The sequence below is a fragment of the Cupriavidus sp. GW823-FHT07B10 genome, assembly GCF_058794355.1.
In genome coordinates this window covers 596775-614922 of record NZ_JBXAGS010000001.1, presented here as the reverse complement: position 1 = coordinate 614922, position 18148 = coordinate 596775, and the positions used below count along the sequence as shown (strand labels likewise).

Here is an 18148-nt window from a genome sequence, read left to right as displayed (position 1 = left end):
CCATGCCCGTTCCCCGACATGCCCTTGCCGACTTCGTGACCGCCCAGTGGCAACGCCGCGGCTGGTTCGCGTGGGCGATGCTGCCGTTCTCGCTGCTGTTCGGGCTGATCGCGCGGGTGCGCCGCCATGGCTACCAGCGCGGCTGGTTCAAGTCGACGCGGCTGCCGATGCCGGTGGTGGTGGTCGGCAACGTGACCGTGGGCGGCACCGGCAAAACGCCGGCGGTGATCGCGCTGGCACAAGCGCTGACCGAGGCGGGACTGCGCCCCGGCGTGGTGTCGCGCGGCTACGGCGTGGAACTCAAGCACCCGCGCCGCGTGAAGCCGACATCAAAGGCATCCGACGTAGGCGATGAGCCGCTCCTGATTGCGCGCGCCACCGACGTGCCGGTCTGGGTCTTCCCCGACCGCGCGCTGTGCGCGCAGACCATGCTGGTATCGCACCCGGGCGTCAATGTGCTGCTGCTCGACGATGGCCTGCAGCACTACAAGCTACAGCGCGACTTCGAGATCGTGATGTTCGACTCGCGCATGGGCGGCAACGGCCTGCTGCTGCCGGCCGGCCCGCTGCGCGAGCCGCTTTCGCGCCCGCGCGACGCGACCCTGATCAACGACCCCAACTTCCGCGCCACGCCCGACCGCCCCGGCATGTACGGCATGCGGCTGGAGCTGGACGATGCCTGGCAGCTGGCCGACCCCACCATGGCGCGGCCGGTCAGCGCCTTTGCCGGCCGGCGCGTGCTGGCCGCGGCCGGCATCGGCAACCCCGAGCGCTTCTTCGCCAGCCTGCGCGGCGCGGGCCTGACACCGAAGACGCTGCCGCTGCCGGACCACTATGACTTTGTCGCCGACCCGTTCGTCGACCATCCCGACGCGCTCGACGCCGACGTGATCCTGATCACCGAGAAGGATGCCGTAAAATGCGAGCGCTTCGACGACCCCCGCATCTGGGTCGTCCCCACCAGGTCCGTGATCGATGCCGGCCTGATCGAAAAAATCCGCCGCGCCGTGCTGGCGCAAATCAAACCCGCGCCGACCGCGCCGGCAACCACGCCCGGCGCCGCAGGGCGCAACGAGGAACACCGAGATGGACAACCGGCTGCTTGAAATCCTGGTCTGCCCGCTGTGCAAGGGCAAGCTGGAATACGACCGCGCCGCGCAGGAGCTGATCTGCCACGCCGACAAGCTGGCGTACCCGATCCGCGACGGCATCCCCGTGATGCTGGCCGACGAGGCCCGCCAGTCGGTGCCGGGCCGCGCGGTCAACCCGGACGCCCCTGCCTCCGGCAACTGAGTGCGCGCCATGACCGTCCCGGCGTTCACTGTTGTCATTCCCGCGCGGCTCGCTTCGACGCGCCTGCCTGACAAGCCCCTGGCCGATATCGGCGGGCGTCCGATGATCGTGCGCGTGGCCGAACGCGCGCATGCGTCGTCGGCGCAGCGCACCGTGGTCGCCACCGATGCGCCCGCGGTGGCGCAGGCCTGCGCCGCGCACGGCATCGAAGCCGTGCTGACCCGCGCCGACCACCCTTCCGGCACCGACCGCCTGTCTGAAGTGGCCGCCCAGCTGGGGCTGGCCGACGACGCCATCGTGGTCAATGTGCAGGGCGACGAGCCGCTGATCGAACCGTCGCTGATCGACGAGGTGGCGCTGCACCTGGCGCACCACGCCGACTGCGCCATCGCCACCGCGGCGCATCCGCTGCAGGACATCGCCGAAGTCTTCAATCCCAATGTGGTCAAGGTGGTATGCGACGCCGCCGGCCGCGCACTGTACTTCTCGCGCGCACCGATCCCGTGGGCGCGCGATGCCTGGTCGGGCGTGCCGGCCGTGCCCGCGGCGCTGGCACAAGTGCCGCTGCCCGGCATGCCGGTGCTGCGCCATATCGGGCTGTACGCCTATCGGGCGGGCTTCCTGCGCCGCTTCCCGACGCTGGCGGCGGCGCCGCTGGAGCAGACCGAGGCGCTGGAGCAACTGCGCGCCATGTGGCATGGCGAGCGCATTGCGGTGCTGCAGACCAGCGCCGCGCCGGCCCCCGGGGTCGACACCCCGGCCGACCTGGAACGGGTGCGCGCGCTGTGGGCGCAGTCGATGGCCCAGGAAGGGCCCTGACCAAACCGCCGGAAAGTGACCCGCGCGGGCGCCTGCCCGCTCAGGTTCATACAGCTGCAACCTGAACCAGGGGGCGGATTTCGGGCCGATTTGGCGCCGCCTCATGGCATAATGCTTGCCGATACAGAGCCGCCCGGCCGGCATGCGCAAGCGTGCCGCCGGCCAAGGCTCGGTGGGGAGATAAAGATAGAGCCCGTCCGGTGTGCCGCGCCGCCATCCCCCTGGCAGCCGCCGCCGGCCGTATGCGTGGGTACGCCTGAGCAGTGCCCGCGCTGAACGCAGTCAGAACGCATCAGGACCGCAGTAAGTCCTGCGTCAAGTTACGGCGTTACCCTCCTTCTGATCTCCCGCCATACAGATTAAAAACTCTGAGGACCCGTAAATGCGTTTGATCCTGTTGGGCGCGCCCGGCGCCGGCAAAGGCACGCAAGCCAAGTTCATCTGCGAGAAGTTCGGCATTCCGCAAATCTCCACGGGCGACATGCTGCGCGCCGCGGTAAAGGCCGGCACCCCGCTGGGCGTAGAAGCCAAGAAGGTCATGGACGCGGGCGGACTGGTGTCGGACGACATCATCATCGGCCTGGTGAAAGACCGCCTCAAGGAAGACGACTGCAAGAACGGCTACCTGTTCGACGGCTTCCCGCGCACCATTCCGCAGGCCGAGGCGATGAAGGAAGCGGGCGTGGCAATCGACTACGTGCTGGAAATCGACGTGCCGTTCGACGCCATCATCGAGCGCATGAGCGGCCGCCGCGTGCACGTGGCCTCGGGCCGCACCTACCACGTCAAGTACAACCCGCCCAAGACCGAGGGCGTGGACGACGAGACCGGCGAGGCGCTGATCCAGCGTGACGATGACAAGGAAGAGACGGTCAAGAAGCGTCTTGATGTCTATTCGCAGCAGACGCGTCCGCTGGTGGATTACTACTCGGAGTGGGCTGCCAAGGGAGATGCCTCGGCCAAGGTGGCGCCGCCTCAGTATCGGAAGATCCTGGGGGTGGGTAATGTCGATGAGATTACTGCGCGGGTGTTTGAGGCGTTGAAGTAATCGTTTCGACTGCTCAGTTTTATGCGTCATGAAAGCGGCCTTTGGGCCGCTTTTGTTTTGGCGATTGAATGGGGTCGCGCCTGGCAGGGATGGTTTCTGGCTTGGCGCCTAGCAAACCCACCCCTTGCACATCCCCCACCACCCCGTAAAATACCGCCAACGAATTGACGTTTACGTAAACGGCAACAAATACCCAATCCAAGGAGACAAGCCCAAATGCAAATCCAAGGCAACGTATTCATCGTCACCGGCGGCGCCTCGGGCCTGGGTGCAGGCACCGCCCGCATGCTGGCCGAAGCCGGCGCCAGGGTCGTGATCGCCGACCTGAACGAGTCCGCCGGCCAGGCACTGGCAACTGAACTGGGCGGCCAGTTCGTCCGCTGTGACGTCACCTCCGAAGCCGACGGCCAGGCCGTGGTAGCGGCCGCCCAGGCACTGGGCCGGCTCTCCGGCATCGTCAACTGCGCCGGCATCGCCACCGCCAACAAGACCGTCGGCAAGAACGGCCCGCATCCGCTGGAAGCCTTCGACAAGACCATCCGCATCAACCTGGTCGGCACCTTCAACATGATCCGCCTGGCCGCCGCGGCCATGGTGCAAAACACCCCCGACAGCGAAGGCGAGCGCGGCGTGATTATCAATACTGCCTCGGTGGCGGCCTTTGACGGCCAGATCGGACAGGCCGCCTATGCCGCATCCAAGGGCGGCGTGGTGGCGATGACGCTGGCGATCGCGCGCGACCTGTCGCGCGACGGCGTGCGCTGCATGACCATCGCCCCCGGCATCTTCGAAACGCCGATGCTGCTGGGCATGCCGCAGGAAGTGCAGGACGCGCTCGGCAGGATGGTGCCGTTCCCGCCGCGCCTGGGCCGCCCGGCTGAATACGCCAAGCTGGCCCGCTCGATCATCGAGAACACCATGCTCAATGGCGAAGTAATCCGCCTGGACGGCGCGATCCGGATGCAGCCCAAGTAAAGCCCCGGCGCTGCCCGCTCAGCCGGGCAGCAGCATTACCAGCATCAAACCGGGCGCCGCCGCCGGCACCAGCGTCAGCTGCTCGAACTGCAGCGCGCCCTGCTGCGGATGGTGAAAGCCGCGGCGGCCGCCCTCGCGGTCTTCCACGTCCTGCGACAACCAGGCATCGCGGAAGGCCGCGCTCTCAGCCATCAGCCCCTCGATCAACGTACGCGTCGGCGCCTCGTCCGCATGGCGGATGCTGTGCGCGCGGAATTCCGCCACCAGCCGTGCCGCGCGGTGCGGCCAGTCTTCCACCAGCGCCATCAGCCCCGGCGACACGAACATCGCGCGCAGCAGGTTGCGCTCGGCGCTGGCGGCATCGAGCCAGCCGATAAACAGGTCCGCGGCGGCGTCGTTCCAGGCCAGCGCGGTCCATTGCCGGTCGAGCAGGTAGGCCGGCCCGCCGATGGCATGCACGCTGGCCAGCACCACCGGCGGCACGGTTTCGTCCGCGGCCTGCTGCGGGTCGCGGCGGCCCGCCAGTTCGAACAGGTAGGCGCGCTCGGCGCGCGACAGCCGCAGCGCGGCAGCCAGGCTGGCCAGCGCGCGTGCCGACAGCGATACCGGCCGCCCCTGCTCCAGCCACGTCACCCAGGTCGCGCTCAAGCCCGCCAGTTGCGCGACTTCCTCGCGGCGCAGGCCGGGGGTGCGGCGGCGCCGGCCCGGTGCGAGCCCGACATCGGCCGGCGCCAGCCGTTCACGGTGCGCACGCAGGAAAGCGCCCAGCACGGATTCGCGCGACGATGGCGATGCAGACGGGACAACAGCGGGATCGGCAGACAAGGGCATGACAGGCTGGTGTCGCTTATACCAGGATAAATCGGTAACTTGTACCGGGAAAACTGCCCGCCTACAGTATGCCGAACCCGCCTCGCGGGCAAGTCCCCTCCCCCAACAAAGAAGGCCGCCCGCCGATCTGGGCGTGGCCCAAGGAGCCCAGCACCATGCAACAGCAGGAACTCGTCGCCGCCCAGTTCGGCGCCACCGCCAGCGCCTACCTCACCAGCGCCGTCCACGCCAGCGGCGCGGACCTGCAGCAACTGAAAGACGAACTGGCCGCGCTGATCCCCGCAGCCAACCGCCCGCGCAGCCGCGTGCTGGACCTGGGCTGCGGCGCGGGCCATGCCAGCTTCGCCGCGGCAGCGATTGCGGGCGAAGTGACGGCTTACGATCTGTCGGCGGACATGCTGGCCGTGGTCGAGGCCGCGGCGCGCGAGCGCGGGCTGGCCAATATCCGCACGCGCCAGGGCGCTGCCGAGCAGCTGCCGTTCGACGATGCCAGCTTCTGCGCGGTGGTCTCGCGCATGAGCGCGCACCACTGGCGCGACGTCCCGTCGGCACTGGCCGAGATCCGGCGGGTGCTCAAGCCCGGCGGCAAAGTGGTGCTGATCGATATTGCCGGTGCGCCGGATCCGCTGCGCGATACCTGGCTGCAATCGGTGGAACTGCTGCGCGATCCCTCGCACGTGCGCGATTACACGCCGGCGGGGTGGCAGTCGATGTTCGAGGCGGCAGGCTTTGGCGCCGATGGCATCGCCGTATCGGACATCTGGCGCATCGGCATCGAGTTCGACAGCTGGGTCAGGCGCATGCGCACCGCGCCGGTGGCCGTGGAGGCCATCCGCCACCTGTGGCAGATGGCGCCTGCGGAAGTGCGCGCGCACTATCGCGTACAGGCCGACGGCAGCTTTGAACTGGAAGCGGTGATGGTCACCGCGCGTTGACAGAGTGTGACCGGGTCAGGCCGCGGCGCTCATTGCGGGCGCCTCGGCGCGCACGGTCAGGCGGCGCACCAGGTCCCACACCGCCGCCGCGGCCGGCGACAGTGAACGGTCCTCGCGCCGGACCATGACGATGCTGCGCTCCTCGCACGGCACCAGCGGGCGCCACACCAGCGGCGACGCCGCCGGCAGCGGCAGCGAGAACGACGGCAGCACCGATGCGCCGATGCCGGCCTCGACCATGCCGAACACGCTCGCCGAGTGGCCCAGCTCCTGCACCACCAGCGGCACCACGCCATGCCGGCCGAACACGCGGTCGATCAGCGGCCGGCTGCCGGAGGCAAAGTCCAGCAGCACCAGTTGCATCCCATGCAGCGCCGCCCATGGCACCGAAGGCGACTGCGCCAGCGGATGGTCGCGCCGGCAGACAAAGCAGAACGGGTCGGTCGCCACCGGCTCCACCACCAGCCCGTCGCGCACCAGCGGATCGATCAGCACGCCAAAGTCCACGGCGCCGGCGCGCACCTGCTCCAGGCCGTCGGCCTGCACGTTGTCACGCACGGTCAGGCGGATCTCGGGGTACTGGGCGGCGCAGGCGGCCACGTACAGCGGCATCAGCCGGGCCGAGATCGTCGGCGCACCAGCTATCACTACGCGACCGCGATAGCGTTCGCCAAGCTGGCGCGTCTCTTCCAGCGTGTCGTCGAGCTGCCCGAGCAGCCGCTCCAGCGCTGGCGCCAGCGCGTGGCCGGCCTCGGTCAGCACCACCTCGCGCGTGGTGCGGTCCAGCAGGCGCACGCCAAGTGCCTCTTCCAGCTCAGCCACGCCGCGGCTGACCGCAGGCTGGGTCAGGCCGACCACATCGGCGGCCCGGCTGAAGCCGCCGGTATTGGCCACGGCCAGGAAGACGCGCAACTGGCGCAGTGTGTAATTCATGCAACGGCCGGATAAATAGATTCTATAAATGAATTTGCATTCTAGACTTGGCTGGCGTCCAATACTAGGCAAAACCCTAACATCGCAGGATCCACCCGCAGTCATGTCTCGCATTGTCCGCAAGCTCAAGAAACTTTATGACCTGATCGACGGCTTCGTTCTCGTCATGTTGACGGCCATCGCCATTGCGCTGGCCGCCCCTGAAATCGGCGCCGGCGACGGCCCGCTGCACCTGGGCGTGGTGACCAGCCTGGGCGTGGCGCTGGTGTTCTTCCTGCACGGCGCGGCGCTCTCGCGCGATAAGCTGGTGTCGGGTGCCAAGCACTGGCGCCTGCATGTGTTCGTGCAGACCTTCACCTACGTGGTGTTCCCGGTGGTGGGCGTGCTGCTGATGCTGTCGCTGCGCAATACGCTGCCGCCGGACCTGCTGCTGGGCGTGTTCTTCCTGTGCGCGCTGCCGTCGACGGTATCGTCGTCGGTGGCCATGACCTCGATGGCGCGCGGCAATGTGTCCGGAGCGATCTTCAACGCCACCATCTCGGGCCTGATCGGCATGCTGGTCACGCCGCTGCTGATGGGGCTGGTGATCAGCGCCAGCGGCGCCTCGATGCCGCTGGGCAAGGCGCTCACCGGCGTGGCACTGCAACTGCTGCTGCCGTTCGCGCTGGGGCAGCTGCTGCGTCCGCTGATCGGCAGCTGGCTGGCGAAAAAGAAGCACATCACCAACAAGATCGACCGCGGCGTGATCGTGCTGATCGTCTATTCCTCATTCTGCGATGCCACCGCCCAGGGCCTGTGGCACCAGTACCAGTGGCAGACCATCGGCGCAGTGATGCTGATCGCCGCGGTGCTGCTGTTCGTGGTGCTGGGCTTTACCACGCTGACCGCGCGCCGCCTTGGCTTCTCTGTCGAGGACGAGATCACGGCGGTGTTCTGCGGCTCCAAGAAGAGCCTGGCCAACGGCATCCCGATGGCCAAGATCCTGTTTGCCGGCCATCCGGCGCTGGGCCTGCTGGTGCTGCCGCTGATGGTCTATCACCAGCTGCAGCTGATCGTGTGCTCGGTGATCGCGTCGCGCTATGCCGACCGCGATGCCTTGCAGGAGGACCAGGCCGCGGCGCGCGCCTGAGGCACGCAGCCATGAAAAAACCGGGGCATGCCCCGGTTTTTTTGTGCCCGCCAGACTCACACTGACGGATTCTTCGACAGCGGCGGATTGCGCGCGAAGTACGACCGGATCCCCTTCAGGATGGCATTGGCCAGCTGCTCCTGGTGCGCGTTATCGTTGAGCTTGCGCTCTTCTTCCGGATTGCTGATAAAGGCCGTCTCGATCAGGATCGACGGGATATCCGGCGCCTTCAGCACCGCAAACCCGGCCTGCTCGACGCTGCCCTTGTGCAGCTTGTTGATGCCGCCGATCTCGCCCAGCACGGCCTTGCCGACCTGCAGGCTGTCATTGATCTGCGCGGTGGTGGACAGGTCCAGCAGCACGCGCGCCACCTGCGCATCCTTGTTGCCCATGTTGGCGCCGCCGATCAGGTCGGAAGCGTTTTCCTTGTTGGCTAGCCAGCGAGCCGCGGTACTGGAGGCGCCGCGCTCGGACAGCGCGAACACTGACGCGCCGCGTGCCTCGGGCGACAGGAAGGCATCGGCGTGGATCGATACGAACAGGTCGGCCTGCACCCGGCGCGCCTTCTGCACGCGCACGTTCAGCGGCACGAAGAAGTCGGCGTCGCGCGTCATCATCGCGCGCATATTGGGCTGGGCATCGATCTTGGCGCGCAGGCGGTGCGCGATCTGCAGCACCACGTCTTTCTCGCGCGAGCCGGCGGCGCCGATCGCGCCCGGGTCTTCGCCGCCATGGCCGGGATCGATCGCCACGGTCAGCAGGCGGCGCATCTTGAAGGGCCGTTCGGCGGTGGGATTGTCGCGTGCGACCGGCGGCACCACCGGGGCATTGGGGCTCGGCACCGGCGGTGCCGACGGCCTGGGCCGGGCCGAGGCCACCGGCGGCGGCAGCGGCGCGGTGGTGGGCGGCACCTCGCCCTTCTCGTCGAAGCGGCGCACCAGCGCGCCAATCGCGTCTTCCTCGGCACCGGCCGGCGCGCCGGCGATGCCATCGTTGCCCGGCGCCGGGTCCGAGGTGGCGAAGCGGCGCTGCTTTTCCTCGGTGTCGCGCACCAGCTTCCACAGCGGATCGGGCGGATTGACCGGGTACAGGTCGAACACCAGGCGGTTGCGGTAGCTGCCGATCGGCGCCAGCGTGAACACCTGCGGCGCCACGTTTTCCTTCAGGTCGAACACCATGCGGACCACGCGCGGGCGGTTCTGGCCGACGCGCACGGTCTGGATATAGGGGTCGTTCGGGGTGATCTTGGCCACCAGCTCGCGCAGCGTGGGCGACAGGTCCAGGCCGTCGATGTCCACCACCAGCCGGTCGGGGTCGCGGATCATCTGGTGCACGGCGGCCAGCGGGGAATCGGATTCGATGGTGACGCGGGTGTAGTCCTCGGCCGGCCACACGCGCACCGCGACGATGCCGGCGCCAAACGCGATCTGCGGGCCGGCCAGGGTCAGCACGGCCGTGCCCGCGCCCAGCTTCAGTGCCTGCGCCATCCATTTGCGGCGCGCCTGCAGCAGGCCGTCGGGTCCATCGGGGCGGTCGGTGGCAAGTCGCTTGATCAGCATGCGTTCAGCAGGGTAAGTCCAGTGTGAGTATAGGCGCGCATCGTCGCGATCCGCCGCTCGCCGGCATCATCCGCCCCGGCCATGTCCGATTGGAGCAACATATGGAGATCCGGTTCCCCGAGCAGGCGGCCGGCCTTTTCCGGCCACTCGACCAGATTGAAAGCCGGTTCGGCGAAGCAGTCGCGAAAACCCGCGTCGATCCACTCTTCGGGATCGGCAAAGCGGTACAGGTCGAAGTGGTAGACAGTCAGCGGCGAGCCGTCGGCGCGGGCCACCTCGTAGGGCTCGCACAGCGTGTAGGTGGGGCTGCGGACCTTGCCCGCATGGCCGAGCGCGCGCAGGATCGTGCGCGTCAGCGTGGTCTTGCCGGCGCCCAGGTCGCCGGACAGCTGCACATGCACCGTGCGCGGCGGCATGGCCTGCACGGCGGCGGCCAGCGCGGCGCCCAGGCGCGCGGTGGCGGCTTCGTCGGGCAGCGTCAGGGTGCGTTCTTCGAGCAAGGGCATTGCGTACAATTCAGGGATGATCGACCGAGTCGCCCCAGGGCAGGCAGATGCGCCACCTACCCCCGTTCCCGGCACCGCCGCCCACCTGGCCGCGGGCCCCGGGGAACTTGCGGCACTGGCCGCGTCGATCCGCGCATGGGGCGCGGAACTGGGCTTTGCCTCGGTGCGCATCGCCGATGTCGACCTCAGTCATGCCGAGCCGGGGCTGATGGCGTGGCTGGCGCAGGGCTACCACGGCGACATGGATTATATGGCGAACCACGGCCTGCGGCGCGCCCGGCCGGCCGAACTGGTGCCCGGCACCGTGCGCGCGATCGTGGCGCGGATGCCGTACCTTCCGGCTGCCGGCGCGCAGGCCGGCGCCACCGACTGGCGCCGGCACGAGCTGGCGCGGCTGGACGATCCGGCCACGGCGGTGGTGTCGCTGTATGCGCGCGGCCGCGATTATCACAAGGTGCTGCGCAGCCGTTTGCAGCAGCTGGCCAGCCGGATCGAGGCCGAAATCGGAAAATTCGGCTACCGTGTCTTTACCGATTCCGCACCCGTCATGGAAGTGGCGCTGGCCAGCCAGGGCGGGCTCGGCTGGCGCGGCAAGCATACGCTGCTGCTGGACCGCGACGGCGGCTCGATGTTCTTCCTGGGCGAGATCCTGGTCGACATCCCGCTGCCGGCCGACGCCCCCGAGTCCGGCCACTGCGGCAACTGCCACCGCTGCCTGGACATCTGCCCCACGCGCGCCATCGTGGCGCCGTACCGGCTGGACGCGCGCCGCTGCATCTCCTACCTGACCATCGAGCACAAGGGCCCGATTCCGGTGGAGTTCCGCGCGCCCATGGGCAACCGCGTCTACGGCTGCGACGACTGCCAGCTGGCCTGCCCGTGGAACAAGTTCGCGCATGTGGCCATGGTGCCGGACTTCGACGTGCGCAACGGGCTCGACGCGCCCGACATGGTGGCGCTGTTCCAGTGGACCGAAGCGGAATTCAACCAGCGGCTCGAAGGCAGCCCGATCCGCCGCATCGGCCATGAGCGCTGGCTGCGCAACCTGGCTGTGGGGCTGGGCAACAGCCTGCGCGCGGCGCTGTCGGGCACGCGCGCCGAAGACGCGGCCCTGGCCGCGCGCATCCGCGCAGCACTGCTGGAGCGGCGCGAGAGCGCCACGCCGCTGGTGCGCGAGCATATCGACTGGGCCCTGGCCCAGGGCGGCCCGCCGTCGGACTAGCTGACCAGCGCCAGCCACAGCGGCGTGGTCACGATCGCCGCCACCGTCATCAGCGAAATCGTCGCCGCCACCATCGGCCCGTTGCCGCCCATGCGCACCGCCAGGATATACGCGCTGGAGGCCGTGGGCAGCGAGGCATACAGCACCACGATCTGGTACTGCAGCGCGGTCAGCGGCAGGTGCCGCCCCACCAGCCAGGCCACGCACGGCATCGCCAGCAGCTTGACCCCGGTCCACCAGGCCACCGGCCCCGCGGTGCCGGTGGCACCGCTCATCTGCAGCCCGGCGCCCACCGTCATCAGCCCCAGCGCGGTCGAGGCCGAGCCCAGCCGGTTCAGCGTCATGCCCAGCACCTCGGGCGCATGCAGCCCCATCAGGTTGGTGAGCAGGCCGCCGGCAGTGGCCAGGATCAGCGGGTTGCGCGCCAGCTCTTTCCACAGCGCGGTCCGGCCGTGCCGCGCCAGCGCCCACACCGCCGCCACGTTGCACAGCGGCACCGTGCAGCCGACGATCACCGCCATCAGCGCCAGCCCCTCGGAGCCACCCAGGCGCGAGGCCAGCGCCAGCCCGATATAGGAATTGAAGCGGAACGCGGTCTGCAGGCCCGAGGCAAAGCTCAGCGCATCCGGCCGCAACACCCATTTGACGGCGTAGCCGCCGGCCATGCCGGTGGCCATCACCAGCAGCGCCAGCCCCAGCATGGCCGAGGTCGACGAGAAATCCAGCACCGCGGTATTGGTCGACTGCAGCAGCAGCGCCGGGAACAGCACGAAGTAGACCAGGCGCTCCACCCCGCCCCAGAAGGCACGGTCGAACGGGGTATACCGCACCAGCAGCCAGCCGATGAGGATCAGGCTGAAGTCCGGGACCAGCAGGAGAGCAGAAGACATTTATCGTTGTTTTGGTGGCGGTGGCATGACGCGGCAGCTGCCCTGCGGGCCGTCGCGCGGGATTGCGGCGGCGGTGGCGGGGGGGTAGATAACGGCAAAAAACCGTAATGTGCGGACTAGGGCAGATACGGATAGGTATTTTTCCAGATTTAGGCCAGCATGGCATGCCAAGTTGTACGCCTGCCGCCATGTTGTCCCGCACCCGGTCCGCGCCGTCGCGCCCGGACACCCACCTCCGAGCCCCCTTCCGCCCTGGTCTGCACCCGGGCCGCTGCCTGCGCCTGGCCGCCGTGCTGGTGGCGCTGTGCGCCGCCACGGCCGCGGGCGCCGTACCGGTGCCGGCACGCTCGGTGGAAATCGAAGGGATACGTTTTGACGATGCGGCGCGCGTGGGCGGCAAGGAACTGCAGCTCAACGGCACCGCCCTGCGCGCGGGCTTCCTGGCCAAGGGCTACGTGGCCGCCCTGTACCTGCAGGAGAAAGCCCGCAACGCGGCCCTGGTGCTGGGCACGCCCGGCGCAAAGCGGCTACAGTTGCGCATGCTGCGCGAGACCGAACCGCCGGACGTCGTGCGCGCCATCCGCCAGGGTATCCGCAACAACCACAGCGAGCAGCAGATGCAGGGGCTGGCCACGCGGCTGGTACAGTTCGAGCGCACCCTGGGCGAGGTCGGCACCGCGCACAAGGGCGACGTGATCAACCTGGATTTTTCCCCGCAGACGGGGACCGTCATCGCCATCAACGGCACGCCTCGCGGCCGGCCGATCCCCGGCGAAGACTTCTACCAGGCCGTGCTGCGGGTCTTCCTGGGCGAGCGCCCGGTCGACGCCGAGGTCAAGCGCGGGCTGCTGGGCGGCTGACACAATTACGCTGCCGGCGCACGGCCCCACCTGTGGCACGGCGACGGCTTCTTTTCTTCCGGGCGGCACCCTGCCCGGATTTCCTGACGGGAGACATGATCTCATGCAAGCTGGCAAACTCGCACTGACCCTGGCCCTGGCCGCCGCCGCCACCGCGGCGCAGGCCCAGAGCTACCCCACCAAGCCGATCCGACTGATCATTCCGTTCGCACCCGGCGGCACCACCGACATCGTCGGCCGCGGCGCCGCGGACCAGATGAGCCGCATCCTGGGCCAGCCCGTGGTGGTGGAGAACCGCGCCGGCGGGGGCGGTTCGATCGGTGCCGACGCGATCGCCAAGGCCGCGCCGGACGGCTACACCATCGGCATCTCCACGGTCTCGACCATGGCCGTGAACCCGGCCTGCAACCCCAAGCTGTCGTACGACCCGATCAAGGACTTCAAGCCCATCACCAACCTGGCCAACGTGGCCAACGTGATCGCCGTGAACCCGAGCTTCCCGGCCAAGGACTACAAGGAGTTCCTGGCCGTGCTGAAGGCCAACCCGGGCAAGTATTCGTACGCCTCGTCGGGCACCTGCGGCTTCGGCCACATGCTGGGCGAGCAGTTCAAGGTCTCGACCAAGACCTTCATGGTCCATATCCCGTACCGCGGCGCGGGCCCGGCGCTGAACGACGTGCTGGCCGGCCAGGTGCCGATCATGGTGGACAACCTGCCCTCTTCGATCCCCTACATCAAGGCCGGCAAGCTGCGCCCGATCGTGGTGGCCTGGAACAAGCGCCTGGAATCCATGCCCAACGTGCCGACCTTCGGCGAAATGGGCCTGAAGGAGCCGAACGACCCGGCCTGGTACGGCCTGGTGGCGCCGGCCGGCACGCCTGACGACGTCATCAAGAAGCTCAACGAGGCCGCCGTCAAGGCCCTGCAGGACAAGGACTTCCAGCAGCGCCTGCGCACCGCCGGCGCCGAGCCGTCGGGCAACACGCCGGCGCAGCATGCGGCCGAGATCAAGAAGGAATTCGACAAGATGAAGAATCTTGTGAAGGTGCAGAACATCAAGCTGGAGCAATGATCCGGCCGGTGTGACGCCACCCGCAAAGGGCCGCCGCGAGGCGGCCCTTTTTTCTTGCCCGCGCCAAAAAGCACTAAAATCCAGCATTCGCCCCAGCCTGACCGCCATGCCCGCCACCTATGACGCCATCCTCCCCGCCCCCTTCGGCAAGATCGGGGTGCGCACGGACGGCGCGCGCATCCGGGCCATCGTGTACCTTCCCGGGCACGTCGAGGCGCGCGCCCCGGCGGACGCGCTGACGCAACAGCTCGCGGCGCAACTGGAGGCCTACTACGCCAACCCCGACGCCGCCTTCGACCTGCCGCTGGCCCCGGCCGGCAGCGACTTCCAGCAGCGCGTGTGGCAGGCCATCAGCGCGGTGCCGCGCGGCGCGGTGACCACTTATGGCACCATCGCCGAGACCATCGGCGCGATGCCGCGCGCGGTGGGCCAGGCCTGCGGGCAGAACCCGTTCCCGATCGTGATCCCCTGCCATCGCGTAGTCTCGGCGCGCGGCATCGGCGGGTTCTCGCACCATGCCGAAGACGGCTTCTACCTCGACGTCAAACGCTGGCTGCTGCGCCATGAGGGCGCCATGCTGATATGAGCGGCGCCGCCCAGGCACCTGACATCGCCGCCGCGCCCAGCGACGCCGACGTGGCACTGGTCAGCCGCTTCTGCGACGCGCTGTGGCTGGAAGACGGCCTCTCGCGCAATACCATCGATGCCTACCGGCGCGACCTGACGCTGCTGGCGCGCTGGTTGCAGCATGAGCACCGCGGCGAGTTGCCGGGCGCGGACGACGGCGCGCTGTCGGCCTACTTCAACGCACGCCACACGCAGAGCCGCGCCTCGTCGGCCAACCGTCGCCTGGCGGTGTTCCGCCGCTTCTACCAGTGGGCGCTGCGCGAACACCTGGTCGAAGCCGACCCCTGCCTGCTGCTGCGCCCCGCCAAGCAGCCGCCGCGCTACCCCAAGACCCTGACCGAGTCCCAGGTCGACGCGCTGCTCGAAGCGCCCGACATCGACACGCCGCTGGGGCTGCGCGACCGCACCATGCTGGAACTGATGTACGCCAGCGGGCTGCGCGTGTCGGAGCTCACGCAGATGAAGACCATCGAGATCGGCCTGAACGAAGGCGTGGCGCGCGTGGTCGGCGGCAAGGGCGACAAGGAGCGGCTGGTGCCGTTCGGCCAGCAGGCCGGCGACTGGCTGCGCCGCTACCTGGCCAGTGCGCGCCCCGCGCTGCTGGCCGGGCGCGCCTGCGACGCGCTCTTTGTCACGCAGCGCGGCGAAGGCATGACGCGGCAGGCGTTCTGGCACCTGATCAAGCGCCATGCGCGCGATGCCGGCGTGCACGCGCCGCTGTCGCCGCACACGCTGCGGCACGCCTTTGCCACGCACCTGCTCAACCACGGCGCCGACCTGCGCGTGGTGCAGCTGCTGCTGGGCCACGCCGATATTTCCACCACCCAGATCTATACGCACGTCGCCCGCGAACGCCTGCGCGAGCTGCACCAGCAGCACCATCCGCGCGGCTGAGCAAGCGGGCGGCGACCACTGTCATGAGCAAGACCAGGCACGTATCAGAAACCCCCGCGACGCAGTACCTGCGCAAGCATGGCGTCGCCTTCGGCGAGCATCCGTATGACTATGTCGAGCACGGCGGCACCGGCGAATCGGCGCGCCAGCTGGGCGTTCCCGAGCACGACGTGATCAAGACCCTGATCATGGAAGACGAGCGCGCGCAGCCGCTGGTGGTGCTGATGCACGGCGACTGCTCGGTCTCGACCAAGAACCTGGCGCGCCAGGCCGGCCGCAAGAGCGTGCAGCCGTGCAAGCCCGAGGTGGCGCAGCGCCACAGCGGCTACATGGTGGGCGGCACCTCGCCCTTCGGCACGCGCAAGCGCATGCCGGTCTACGTCGAATCGACCGTGCTGGAGCTGGCGCGCATCTATATCAACGGCGGGCGCCGCGGCTACCTGGTCAGCGTGGACCCGAAGCTGCTGCCCATGCTGGTGGACGCCCAGCCGGTGCAATGCGCACTGCCTGACTGAGTGCCCCCGCGCAAACCGAGGGCAGCCTCGATGCCAATCCGGGAAGTCACGGACGTAGCGAGGCCCCTGCCGCGCTACAATCGCGCCAGCCTGAAAACACCCCACTACACATGGCCAATCTGCTATTCGCCCTCGCCGCCTACCTGATCGGCTCCGTTTCCTTCGCTGTGGTCGTCAGCAAGCTGATGGGGCTGCCGGACCCGCACTCCTATGGCTCCGGCAATCCCGGTGCCACCAACGTGCTGCGCACCGGCAACAAGAAGGCCGCCATCCTGACGCTGATCGGCGATGCCCTGAAGGGCTGGCTGGCGGTATGGCTGGCCGCGCGCTTCGGGCCGGCCTACGGGCTCAACGAAACCGGCCTGGCCTTGGTGGCGCTGGCGGTCTTCCTGGGGCACCTGTTCCCGGTGTACCACCGCTTCGCCGGCGGCAAGGGCGTGGCCACCGCGGCCGGCATCCTGCTCGCCATCGACCCGATCCTGGGCCTGGGCACGCTGGCCACGTGGCTGATCATCGCGTTCTTCTTCCGCTACTCGTCGCTGGCGGCACTGGTGGCGGCGATCTTCGCGCCGTTCTTCCATGTGCTGATGAACGGCGTGGATGTGATGACCGGGGCGATCTTCGTGATCAGCGTGCTGCTGATTGCGCGGCACCGGCAGAATATTGCCAAGCTGCTGGCCGGCAAGGAAAGCCGGATCGGGGAGAAAAAGAAGGTCTGAAAACGGCCTGAGGCAGCCCTGACGCCGGCTCAGGCCTCGGCTGCCCCGAACAGCATCTCCACCCGGAACCCGCCACCATCGGCATTCACCAGGTTCAGCTTACCGCCCGCCTGCCGCACCAGCCGGTCCACGATCGCCAGCCCCAGCCCGGAATGCGCATTGCCGCCCCGAGCCGGGTCCAGCCGTACAAAGGGCAACGTGGCGCGCTCCTTGTCATCCTCGGGAATGCCGGCGCCCTGGTCCTCCACCACCAGCAGGTAACCCTCCGGCGTGCGCGCGGTCGCGATGCATACCGGCGGCTTGCCATACGCGTAGGCGTTGTCGACCAGATTGCCGACGATGCGGTCCAGCTGCGTGGCGATCATGCGAAAGCCCTCGCCCGCGCCCAGCGACAGCACCACCTGGCGCTCCTGCTCGGCCAGCGACGCGGCCAGCTCATTGACGCGCCGGTCCACCGGCACCGGGCGCGCGGTCGACTCGCTGGTCTGCGCGAAGCTCAGGAACTGCTCGACGATGGCCGACATGGACTCGACGTCGCGCGTCACCCCCGCGGCGGCCTTGGGATCGGCCAGCATCTCGGCGCGCAGGCGCAGCCGCGCCAGCGGTGTCTTCAGGTCATGCGCGATGCCGGCAAGCATGGTGTTGCGCTCCTGGTCGATGCGCGCCAGGTCGGCCACCATGCGGTTGAAACGCTCGATCAGCTGGCGCAGCTCATGCGGGCCGCGCTCGCGCAGCGGCGGCACGGCGTGCTGGCGCGACAGCAGCTCTGCCGCATTGGCCATGTCGCGCACCGGCCGCTGGATCTGCCAGGCGATCAGCACGGCAAAGACGATGGCCACGCCCACCACCAGCATCACGCCAGGCACCAGCCGGTTGTCAGGCGGCGGATTGTGGACCCAGAGGATCGGCATGGCGATCCAGCGGGCGCGGCTGGGCAGCTTGATCCAGATGCGCGGCGTGGTCTCGTCCTCCAGCCGGATCTCAGTGCCCTGCGGCAGCCTGCCGATGAACTGCTCGACCAGCCGGCGCGAGCGCCCGCCCTTGGGCACGACGGCATGCTCTTCGGCGTCGGCCGTGTTGGCTGTCTCAACCAGGCTGGGCAGCTTCGCCGGCGGACGCGCGTCGAGTGCGCGCTCGATGCTGTCGAGCTGGAACAGCATCTGCTCGACTGAATAGTCCACCTGCTGCTGGCGGCGGTCCATGCGCAGGATGGCCAGCCATGAGAAATGGCTGATCACAAGCACGGCGGCAATCAGCAGCGCAATGCGGCCGAACAGGGTGTCGATGCGTCGCAACTTCATCGGAAAGCAGGGTCTGGTGG

The 18148-nt window shown here is 68.6% G+C and carries 20 protein-coding genes; 14 read left to right on the top strand and 6 right to left on the bottom strand.

All coding sequences use genetic code 11. The features are described 5' to 3' along the window. The first annotated feature begins 2 nt into the window (after positions 1-2). The 5 genes from lpxK (at position 3) to AC1Q6V_RS02980 (ending at position 4135) form a co-directional block, all read left to right on the top strand. Positions 3-1106, top strand: a complete 1104-nt coding sequence (gene lpxK / locus AC1Q6V_RS03000) for a tetraacyldisaccharide 4'-kinase (protein WP_454749310.1) — start codon at positions 3-5, stop codon at positions 1104-1106. After that, the gene (locus tag AC1Q6V_RS02995; protein ID WP_439668562.1) at positions 1087-1293 is read left to right on the top strand and encodes a Trm112 family protein; all 207 of its coding nucleotides are present in this window, start codon (positions 1087-1089) and stop codon (positions 1291-1293) included. The genes lpxK and AC1Q6V_RS02995 overlap by 20 nt, the downstream gene beginning before the upstream one ends. Before the next feature lie 9 nt (positions 1294-1302). Further along, entirely contained in the window at positions 1303-2112 is an 810-nt protein-coding gene (gene kdsB / locus AC1Q6V_RS02990; protein WP_010812254.1) for a 3-deoxy-manno-octulosonate cytidylyltransferase, read from the top strand. Between the two features lie 382 nt (positions 2113-2494). Next, a complete protein-coding gene (gene adk, locus AC1Q6V_RS02985) occupies positions 2495-3160 on the top strand; it encodes an adenylate kinase (RefSeq protein WP_010812253.1) in 666 nt (221 codons plus the stop codon). Positions 3161-3376: 216 nt separating this feature from the next. Next, a complete protein-coding gene (locus AC1Q6V_RS02980) occupies positions 3377-4135 on the top strand; it encodes a 3-hydroxyacyl-CoA dehydrogenase (protein ID WP_011614598.1) in 759 nt (252 codons plus the stop codon). 18 nt (positions 4136-4153) lie between these two features. Here the strand turns inward: AC1Q6V_RS02980 and AC1Q6V_RS02975 are convergent, their stop codons facing one another. Next, on the bottom strand, positions 4154-4966 hold the full coding sequence (locus AC1Q6V_RS02975; protein ID WP_010812251.1) for an MmyB family transcriptional regulator: 813 nt from the start codon (positions 4964-4966) through the stop codon (positions 4154-4156). Positions 4967-5121: 155 nt separating this feature from the next. On the opposite strand from AC1Q6V_RS02975, the gene AC1Q6V_RS02970 reads away from it, so the two are divergent. Continuing rightward, positions 5122-5901 carry a class I SAM-dependent methyltransferase gene (locus AC1Q6V_RS02970; RefSeq protein ID WP_011614597.1) on the top strand — a complete coding sequence of 260 codons (780 nt, stop codon included), beginning with the start codon at positions 5122-5124 and terminating at the stop codon, positions 5899-5901. 15 nt (positions 5902-5916) lie between these two features. Here the strand turns inward: AC1Q6V_RS02970 and AC1Q6V_RS02965 are convergent, their stop codons facing one another. Then, positions 5917-6834 (bottom strand): LysR family transcriptional regulator, encoded by a 918-nt coding sequence (locus AC1Q6V_RS02965; protein WP_010812249.1) that lies wholly within the window; start codon positions 6832-6834, stop codon positions 5917-5919. A gap of 103 nt (positions 6835-6937) precedes the next feature. Here AC1Q6V_RS02965 and AC1Q6V_RS02960 point away from each other — a divergent pair, with 103 nt between their 5' ends. Next, positions 6938-7963: a bile acid:sodium symporter family protein gene (locus AC1Q6V_RS02960; protein ID WP_058698352.1), complete on the top strand. Its 1026-nt coding sequence runs from the start codon at positions 6938-6940 to the stop codon at positions 7961-7963. A 56-nt stretch (positions 7964-8019) separates the two neighbouring features. Here the strand turns inward: AC1Q6V_RS02960 and AC1Q6V_RS02955 are convergent, their stop codons facing one another. Further along, positions 8020-9522 (bottom strand): N-acetylmuramoyl-L-alanine amidase, encoded by a 1503-nt coding sequence (locus tag AC1Q6V_RS02955; RefSeq protein ID WP_010812247.1) that lies wholly within the window; start codon positions 9520-9522, stop codon positions 8020-8022. Next, positions 9516-10028 carry a tRNA (adenosine(37)-N6)-threonylcarbamoyltransferase complex ATPase subunit type 1 TsaE gene (gene tsaE / locus AC1Q6V_RS02950; RefSeq protein ID WP_010812246.1) on the bottom strand — a complete coding sequence of 171 codons (513 nt, stop codon included), beginning with the start codon at positions 10026-10028 and terminating at the stop codon, positions 9516-9518. Before tsaE ends, AC1Q6V_RS02955 begins: the two co-directional genes overlap by 7 nt. A gap of 16 nt (positions 10029-10044) precedes the next feature. Between tsaE and queG the strand changes: the two genes are divergently transcribed. Continuing rightward, positions 10045-11250, top strand: coding sequence for a tRNA epoxyqueuosine(34) reductase QueG (queG, locus tag AC1Q6V_RS02945; RefSeq protein ID WP_454749311.1), 1206 nt, complete (start codon positions 10045-10047; stop codon positions 11248-11250). Here the strand turns inward: queG and AC1Q6V_RS02940 are convergent. Beyond that, positions 11247-12140 (bottom strand): AEC family transporter, encoded by an 894-nt coding sequence (locus tag AC1Q6V_RS02940; protein WP_058698354.1) that lies wholly within the window; start codon positions 12138-12140, stop codon positions 11247-11249. The genes queG and AC1Q6V_RS02940 overlap by 4 nt on opposite strands. A 188-nt stretch (positions 12141-12328) precedes the next feature. Here AC1Q6V_RS02940 and AC1Q6V_RS02935 point away from each other — a divergent pair, with 188 nt between their 5' ends. From AC1Q6V_RS02935 to plsY, 6 genes are all read left to right on the top strand, one after another. Then, complete coding sequence (locus AC1Q6V_RS02935; RefSeq protein WP_231881378.1) at positions 12329-13000, top strand: chalcone isomerase family protein; 672 nt, start codon at positions 12329-12331, stop codon at positions 12998-13000. Between the two features lie 103 nt (positions 13001-13103). Beyond that, positions 13104-14072, top strand: coding sequence for a tripartite tricarboxylate transporter substrate binding protein BugE (locus tag AC1Q6V_RS02930; protein WP_010812242.1), 969 nt, complete (start codon positions 13104-13106; stop codon positions 14070-14072). A gap of 106 nt (positions 14073-14178) precedes the next feature. Continuing rightward, positions 14179-14658, top strand: coding sequence for a methylated-DNA--[protein]-cysteine S-methyltransferase (locus AC1Q6V_RS02925; protein WP_454749312.1), 480 nt, complete (start codon positions 14179-14181; stop codon positions 14656-14658). After that, positions 14655-15593, top strand: coding sequence for a site-specific tyrosine recombinase XerD (gene xerD / locus AC1Q6V_RS02920; RefSeq protein WP_454749313.1), 939 nt, complete (start codon positions 14655-14657; stop codon positions 15591-15593). The genes AC1Q6V_RS02925 and xerD overlap by 4 nt, the downstream gene beginning before the upstream one ends. Before the next feature lie 23 nt (positions 15594-15616). Further along, positions 15617-16108, top strand: a complete 492-nt coding sequence (locus tag AC1Q6V_RS02915) for an aminoacyl-tRNA deacylase (RefSeq protein WP_010812239.1) — start codon at positions 15617-15619, stop codon at positions 16106-16108. Between the two features lie 110 nt (positions 16109-16218). Then, complete coding sequence (gene plsY, locus AC1Q6V_RS02910) at positions 16219-16827, top strand: glycerol-3-phosphate 1-O-acyltransferase PlsY (protein WP_010812238.1); 609 nt, start codon at positions 16219-16221, stop codon at positions 16825-16827. 29 nt (positions 16828-16856) lie between these two features. Here plsY and AC1Q6V_RS02905 read toward each other — a convergent pair whose 3' ends face one another. Then, positions 16857-18128, bottom strand: a complete 1272-nt coding sequence (locus tag AC1Q6V_RS02905) for an ATP-binding protein (protein ID WP_010812237.1) — start codon at positions 18126-18128, stop codon at positions 16857-16859. Between the last annotated feature and the right edge of the window lie 20 nt (positions 18129-18148).

Excerpts from the sequence above, each read along its gene's own strand:
- AC1Q6V_RS02930 (WP_010812242.1), top strand. The coding sequence starts at position 13,104 with ATGCAAGCTGGCAAACTCGCACTGACCCTGGCCCTGGCCGCCGCCGCC.
- queG (WP_454749311.1), top strand. The coding sequence starts at position 10,045 with ATGATCGACCGAGTCGCCCCAGGGCAGGCAGATGCGCCACCTACCCCC.
- xerD (WP_454749313.1), top strand. The coding sequence starts at position 14,655 with ATGAGCGGCGCCGCCCAGGCACCTGACATCGCCGCCGCGCCCAGCGAC.
- lpxK (WP_454749310.1), top strand. The coding sequence starts at position 3 with ATGCCCGTTCCCCGACATGCCCTTGCCGACTTCGTGACCGCCCAGTGG.
- AC1Q6V_RS02970 (WP_011614597.1), top strand. The coding sequence starts at position 5,122 with ATGCAACAGCAGGAACTCGTCGCCGCCCAGTTCGGCGCCACCGCCAGC.
- plsY (WP_010812238.1), top strand. The coding sequence starts at position 16,219 with ATGGCCAATCTGCTATTCGCCCTCGCCGCCTACCTGATCGGCTCCGTT.
- kdsB (WP_010812254.1), top strand. The coding sequence starts at position 1,303 with ATGACCGTCCCGGCGTTCACTGTTGTCATTCCCGCGCGGCTCGCTTCG.
- AC1Q6V_RS02980 (WP_011614598.1), top strand. The coding sequence starts at position 3,377 with ATGCAAATCCAAGGCAACGTATTCATCGTCACCGGCGGCGCCTCGGGC.
- AC1Q6V_RS02940 (WP_058698354.1), bottom strand. The coding sequence starts at position 12,140 with ATGTCTTCTGCTCTCCTGCTGGTCCCGGACTTCAGCCTGATCCTCATC.
- tsaE (WP_010812246.1), bottom strand. The coding sequence starts at position 10,028 with ATGCCCTTGCTCGAAGAACGCACCCTGACGCTGCCCGACGAAGCCGCC.
- adk (WP_010812253.1), top strand. The coding sequence starts at position 2,495 with ATGCGTTTGATCCTGTTGGGCGCGCCCGGCGCCGGCAAAGGCACGCAA.
- AC1Q6V_RS02935 (WP_231881378.1), top strand. The coding sequence starts at position 12,329 with ATGTTGTCCCGCACCCGGTCCGCGCCGTCGCGCCCGGACACCCACCTC.
- AC1Q6V_RS02975 (WP_010812251.1), bottom strand. The coding sequence starts at position 4,966 with ATGCCCTTGTCTGCCGATCCCGCTGTTGTCCCGTCTGCATCGCCATCG.
- AC1Q6V_RS02905 (WP_010812237.1), bottom strand. The coding sequence starts at position 18,128 with ATGAAGTTGCGACGCATCGACACCCTGTTCGGCCGCATTGCGCTGCTG.
- AC1Q6V_RS02995 (WP_439668562.1), top strand. The coding sequence starts at position 1,087 with ATGGACAACCGGCTGCTTGAAATCCTGGTCTGCCCGCTGTGCAAGGGC.
- AC1Q6V_RS02960 (WP_058698352.1), top strand. The coding sequence starts at position 6,938 with ATGTCTCGCATTGTCCGCAAGCTCAAGAAACTTTATGACCTGATCGAC.
- AC1Q6V_RS02965 (WP_010812249.1), bottom strand. The coding sequence starts at position 6,834 with ATGAATTACACACTGCGCCAGTTGCGCGTCTTCCTGGCCGTGGCCAAT.
- AC1Q6V_RS02915 (WP_010812239.1), top strand. The coding sequence starts at position 15,617 with ATGAGCAAGACCAGGCACGTATCAGAAACCCCCGCGACGCAGTACCTG.
- AC1Q6V_RS02925 (WP_454749312.1), top strand. The coding sequence starts at position 14,179 with ATGCCCGCCACCTATGACGCCATCCTCCCCGCCCCCTTCGGCAAGATC.
- AC1Q6V_RS02955 (WP_010812247.1), bottom strand. The coding sequence starts at position 9,522 with ATGCTGATCAAGCGACTTGCCACCGACCGCCCCGATGGACCCGACGGC.